A 6,708-nucleotide genomic window follows, 5' to 3' on the forward strand; every position below is an offset into this window, starting at 1 on the left:
GTACTATTTTGCATCCTTATATAGCAAATGCAACTGACCATCTTCATCATTATAAGGTTTTATTTTAATTTTGAAGGTTTCTTCTATAACAGGAGAACAAAGCACATCTTTTGTCTTACCATAAGCAATAATCTTGCCCGCTTTTAACAAATAAAGCTTTTGGCAAAATTTAGCGGCAAGATTCAAGTCGTGCATCACTGCTAAAACCTCAACCTGCATATTTTCAATCAATTCTAATAAATGGAATTGATAATACAAATCCAGGTGATTGGTCATTTCATCTAAAAGCAAAGTTTGTGGCTGACCAGTAAGGACTCTTGCAATCATAACTCTTTGCTGTTCACCACCGGAAAGCTGGTTATAAAGGCGTTCTTCATAGCCATTCAAGCCTACAGCAGCAAGTGCAGCCTTTGCCAGCTCATAATCAGCCTGCGAATCAAGTTCAAAAGGCTTTTTATAAGGAGTGCGTCCCATAAGGATTAAATCAAGCACCTTAAAATCAAAGTTCAGAGTACTATTCTGCTTCATCACTCCTAGCCTTTGAGCTGTTTGCTGTAAAGATAGCGTCTCCAAATCCTCCCCATCGAAAAAAATTCTACCACTTTGAGGCTTTAGAGAACGATATAACGCGCGTAAAATAGTCGATTTTCCACTACCATTAGGACCTATAAGACCAACGAACTCTTTATTCTTTACTTCTAAGGTTATTTTTTCTACTATCGTTTTATTATCAATAGCAATATCCAGAGATTCTGTCTGTATTTCCATTACTTATCACCAAATCCATATTTTTTACTGCACATTAAATATAAGAAAAACGGCCCGCCAACGAAAGCTGTCAATATACCTATCGGTAATTCTGTTTTTATCAACAGACTACGTGCCAATACATCACACCACAACATATAAATTGCTCCACCAAGTATAGAATATGGTAATAATTTCAAATGATTATTTCCACAGATAATACGCACTATATGCGGTATAACAAGACCAACAAAACCAATTATTCCCGTTGCAGCTACAACCATGCTAACTAATATAGCAACGGCTGTCAAAAAAAACATTCTGCTTTTTTCTAAAGATACACCTAGTATCAATGCCATATCTTCACCTAAAAGAGAAGCATTGAGAATGCGGAATTTATATATAAAGAAAAATGCTAAAACACTAAAGGCTACAGCCACAAACGGTAAATAGTCCCAGGTAACCTTCCCCATACTACCCATAATCCAAAATGTCGCATCACGAATACCATCAACATCCTTAGCCAAGTAAACCAAAAGGCTTGTACTTGCACTGCAAATAGCATTTAATGCAGTACCAGCCAAAATAAGCTTGGTGTTATTTTGCACTCCACCTGTTGTATAAGTAATAGCAAAAACGGTAAAGGTAACTAAAAGAGCGCCACAAAAAGCACCTATCGACACACCATAGAGACCGAAGCTGCTGAACATGCCTAAAATTATACTTGCCGTTGCTCCCATTGCTGCGCCAGACGATACTCCAAGAATATAAGGATCTGCTAAAGGATTGCGGATTAAGGCCTGCATAACTACGCCGCCAAGCGCCAAAGCACCACCAGATAAAACTGCCATTATTATTCTTGGCAAACGTAAATCAAAAATAACGGAAGCATTTACAGACTGCAAAAGATTTTGCCCAGCCTGCGATTGTATATCAATCATATTATAATAAAGTATATTGATAATATCAATATAACTAATATTCACTACACCAATACTCAAAGAGTAGATAAACGAACAACACAATACTAGTGTTAAAACAAATAATGTTAGAAAAAATTGCATTTTTTTCATAAAAGTTCCCTTTAATTAGCACGTTAATATGATAGTTTTAATTATGGAGATAGCTGCCGCACAGAATGTGCGACAGCTAAAAAGATATATATGAGAAATGTTGAGAGACGCGTAGCTTAACCCTTAAAAGCTATATTCCATACCAATAATAAAGCTTCTGCCTTGAGCAGTATAATAAGCTAAGGGTTCGCCAATTGTGGCTCCTGTAGCAGTATACTGTGTTGCTGACATATAATTTTTATCAAAAATATTATTCACTTTTGCAAATACATTGATATTATTCTTGACTTTGTAATTTGCTGACAGATTCCAAACCCAATAGTTTTTCTCTAATAAATAATTGTCAAAGCCCACCGGGAAATAATTATTTGGAGCAAAATCGGAACGATTCAAAGCTTGCAAACTTACGTTATAGAAATCTCTATCATATGTCAAGCCTAATGTATACTGCGTTTTAGGCAGACGCGGAATTTGGGAATCAGCTTCTGCTACAAGACGTGAATAGCTTGCTTTTGCAGTTAGATATTTTCCAAAATTTTTCTTGAAACTAACTTCTGCACCTTTCAAGTGTGTAACACCATTAATATTAACATATTGATTCATATCAGGAGCAGGATTATTTTGAATTACAATAGCATTTTCGTGTCGTCTATCAAATACAGATACATCTAAACGCGCAGTATCATCAAAAGCCAACCTCATACCTAATTCATTATTACGTCCACTTTCTGGTTTAATGTTAGGATTTGCCTTAAATGCAGCACTGCCAAAAATAGCGGTAGTGCTAGGAGTCTTATAAAATTCGTTACTTAACGCATAAATGCTAAACTTATCACTAAAGGCATAAGATAGGTTTAAGCTGTTCAACCATTGACTCTTATAACTGTTAGAACTTACATAACGAATGCCACCTGTTAATTTCAACTTATCTGTAATATCCCACTCATCCTGCAAATACGCAGCACGTTCACTGATTTCTCTATCAGGAGCAGCAACAGTAGCAACACTATAACGTTGATATTCCACACCTGCAGCAATACGGTTATTGTCGCTTAATTGACGATAATAACGGTTAACAACATCTATATTATCACGGTCAACAGTTTCCCACTTGGCAGCAGGCTGATTACCATTCTTACTTCTTTTCCTGTCAGAAAACCACTTACCATAAAGTACAGTAAATGCATTGCCTTCCTTGCCATCTTTACTCTTATAATCTAACGTTCCGGACAAGGTTTGCATATGATAATCGGTAGTCCAATAACGCAATCCCCAATTAGGCATTGCGTAAGCAGCAGAACCATTCTGTTGCAAATTTTGGAAGTTGACAATGAAATCAGTTTCATCGTTAAGATATGCACCTAAGCGCATATTTACCATATCTGAATCCATATCACGCTTTGTTTTTACACCTGCACCATCCTTATAATCGCCTTTTTTCATTTTATCATAGCTAAATGACCAAAAGCCTTTCTCGTCACTACCATTAGTATTAACATGATAATTCTGATAGCCGAAATTTCCTGCCGCAGCTGTTAATTTAGTCTGCATTGCAGGATAATCACGCTTAGTAATAATATTTACTACGCCACCGACAGCATCAGCACCATAAAGAGTAGCAGCAGCGCCACGCATAACTTCGACACGCTCAATATCATCTGTATTCATGCTAAATAAATATGACTTATAGCTGTTACCTGTTTTTTGTACAACGCCATCAACTGCTACCAAACAGTTCGAGCTACCACGCATTGTCAACGAAGATTCACCGGATATCTCGAATCCTGCACCATCAGCAAATTTAACAGAATCAATACCTGGTACGTGCTCCAAAACGTCAGATAAAGTCTTATAGTGATTATCATCTATTTCTTTACGGCTAACAACCGTCATGCTTGCAGTAGCTCTTTTTTCGCTGACTGGAGTAGTAGTTGCTGTAACAACCATTGTATCTAAAACGAAGGGATTGTCTATTGTCGAACCAACCTCAGCAGCATTTACACCAGTTACAAAGCCAATACTACAAATAGCTGAAAGAACAGAAGCAGCTAAATTTTTTCTGTTATTCATTATTCTCTAATCCTCGATTCTATTTGCCAGTTTAAAAGTTATCTTCAATATATTTATGCATGTTTTCTACAGCTTCTACCGTACGCTCACTGCCACAATAAAAAGCACGATGCTGCACAACAAAGATTTTATTATTGCGTACTGCTTTAATTTTCTTTAAAACCTTATGCTCATGCAAAGCCTTGATTTTACCTGCAACAGGTGTTGTCGCCGTATCTATGACGATAATCATATCAGGATCAAGCTCTACCAGATATTCTACGCTTTTGCGCCCGCCTACATTATCATCAAGTGAAATGCCACCCGCAAGCTCTATCATATCAGCCGTAAGATCGTTAGCCGTCCTGCCAAAATATTCATTGCCATAAAGATATTGCAAGGTAATTACTTTCGGTTTTTTAGCTTCAGCTATACTTTTACTATGCATCCGTAGCTTTGCTATTCTACTCTGTAGATAAGCAATCTTTTTCTGAGCTTTCTCCTCTACTCGGAAGATTTTCGCAAGCTGCTGCAAATCACTCACAATATATTCAACCTTGCGTCTGCCTGTTGCACGAGTAGGTACAGTATTTGTCATAACGTAAGTGTGAATACCTTTATTATGCCAATACTCAACACTGCCAAGCGCACTTTCACCAAAAAGCGAACCCCAGCTGACTATTAAATCCGGCTGCAGACCAAGCACCGCTTCCTTAGATGGATAACCACTTCCATACGTAAGTCTTGCAAATTTTGCATACTCAGTTTCATGAGGTGCAAAATTTTTACTGTAGCAAGCACTAATGCCAATAATTTTATCTTGTACACCTAAAAATATCAAATCATCGACAACAGGCTCAGATACAGCCAAAACTCTTTGCGGCACATCAGTAAACACCTGCTTTAAAGTACGTCCGTCACCAGCATAACCATCAAAATTCTCAACAGTAATAGAGGCAACCTTGCCTGCTTTCGCACGATGTTTTTCCTGATAGGCACAGCCTATGTTTAATATGCTTAAAATAAAAATGAAGATAACCAAAAACTGCTTAATCATTTTTCATCAAATAAATATTAGAAAGAGTATTCAACACCGACAACAAAATTGCGTCCTTCATCGCTATAATTGATAGCATCAATACTACCATCATTTAAGTCAAACCAATTGCCAACATTAGAATAGTCTTTATTAAACAAATTATTTATTCTAGCAAAAATTTTAATGTCTTTTGTCGGGTTATAATTAGCGTATGCATTTACCACCCAGAAAGAATCTGTAGGCAAGCTATCATAATACAACTGAGATTTACCATATAAGTTATATTTACCTAATCCAAATAAGCCTACATCAGTTTTACCTTTCGAATAATCAATGTTAATACTTACTATATCTTTTGGCAGGAAACTTTGCTTACCAGATTTATTAGACCACGTGCGGAAATAACTAAGCTTTGTTTTCCAATTTTCATCAAATTGTTTTTCATACGCTAATTCTAAGCCATTATTTTGGGCTGTACCATCTACATTAACATATTTACGTTTTGTACCTTCTTTTACCCAAGAAATACTATTATCTTCCTCACGTCTATAAATATTAGCATTTAAGAATGACGTATCATCTATTTGATAGTTAACGCCCAATTCAATGGTGTTGCCAGATGTCGGCTTAATATCAGGGTTAGGATTATATAAATAGGTACCAAATACTTGTCCCATAGATGGTTGTACATAATATTCATTACGTGCAATGTATAAGCCTAAGTTATCAGTAGGATTATATCCTAAATTAAAGCTTGTAATATATTTTCCTGCAAAATCACCCGGAACAACATATCTTACACCTGAAGTTAATTTGAAATTTTTAGCGAAATTCCACTCGTCTTGAATAAATACAGAATTTTCTTTGATTTTATTTTTTCCTTCAAGATATACATCTTTATAATCATAATGTTCAGCGCCAATTAAAATACGATGTTCATCGTTAATTTGCTTGTAATATCTGTCAGCGATTCTAAAAGCCTTTACTTTATATGTCTCACCTGAATCCTTAAAAGTATAGCTACCATCATCTAATTCCTTATCAGGATTATGATGATAATTGCGTACTGCTTTCATGTTACCCTTGAACACATAGAAATTATTACCTTCACCATTCTTTTTATCAATAAAATCAGAAATCAAGGTAATATTATCTATATTAAATTCACCATCATGATTAGCTACTACTCCGCTTTTTTTATAAAGCTCGCTCCATTTCATATCTTGATGAGAAGAATCATATTTTACAATAAAATCCATCTTATCATTTGCTTTATAACCAAATTTTACATTAGCAATGTTATTTTTCTTATCTGTAGGATGATTTACACCACTACCATCTTCATAATCCCCAGTATTTCTACGTTCTAAATTAACTGACCAATAAACATTTTCTTCGCTGCCTCTATTGTTGATGTTATAAGACTGGTATCCAAAGTTACCAACACTATATTTAATAGCAGATTGAACTCCAGAATCTGCTCTCTTAGTAATTACATTAATAACGCCGCCAATTGCATTAGAACCATACAATACAGATGCAGAACCTTTCAATACCTCTATTCTATCAATATCTCTAGGATTGATATCGATTAAGGAGTTTCTTGCCTTACTATCCATAGCCTGATTTACACCGTCAATAAGTACAACGGCATATTTATCTCTCAAAGAAGGTACACTGTAACCGGATAATTCATAGCCAACACCATTTCCATATAAGCGAGAATTCATGCCCGGAACGCTTTGTAAAGCTTCATACAAATTTTGAGGTAGATTGCAAGTGCAAATTGAACAAGATTTA

5 protein-coding genes are annotated in these 6,708 nt (G+C 35.7%); all 5 read right to left on the reverse strand.

The window, feature by feature from the left end:
- Nucleotides 1-3: 3 nt before the first annotated feature.
- A complete protein-coding gene (locus BN587_RS07605) occupies nt 4-768 on the reverse strand; it encodes an ABC transporter ATP-binding protein (protein WP_021720534.1) in 765 nt (254 codons plus the stop codon).
- On the reverse strand, nt 768-1,820 hold the full coding sequence (locus tag BN587_RS07610) for a FecCD family ABC transporter permease (protein WP_021720535.1): 1,053 nt from the start codon (nt 1,818-1,820) through the stop codon (nt 768-770). The genes BN587_RS07605 and BN587_RS07610 overlap by 1 nt, the downstream gene beginning before the upstream one ends.
- A gap of 123 nt (nt 1,821-1,943) precedes the next feature.
- Nucleotides 1,944-3,890, reverse strand: coding sequence for a TonB-dependent receptor plug domain-containing protein (locus BN587_RS07615; RefSeq protein WP_021720536.1), 1,947 nt, complete (start codon nt 3,888-3,890; stop codon nt 1,944-1,946).
- Between the two features lie 31 nt (nt 3,891-3,921).
- Nucleotides 3,922-4,926, reverse strand: a complete 1,005-nt coding sequence (locus BN587_RS07620; protein WP_021720537.1) for an ABC transporter substrate-binding protein — start codon at nt 4,924-4,926, stop codon at nt 3,922-3,924.
- Nucleotides 4,927-4,943: 17 nt separating this feature from the next.
- Nucleotides 4,944-6,708 (reverse strand): TonB-dependent receptor plug domain-containing protein (locus tag BN587_RS07625; RefSeq protein ID WP_303684907.1); only part of this gene is annotated, 1,765 nt, incomplete at its 5' end.

It is taken from the genome of Phascolarctobacterium succinatutens CAG:287, assembly GCF_000434895.1.
Taxonomy (GTDB): domain Bacteria; phylum Bacillota; class Negativicutes; order Acidaminococcales; family Acidaminococcaceae; genus Phascolarctobacterium_A; species Phascolarctobacterium_A succinatutens_A.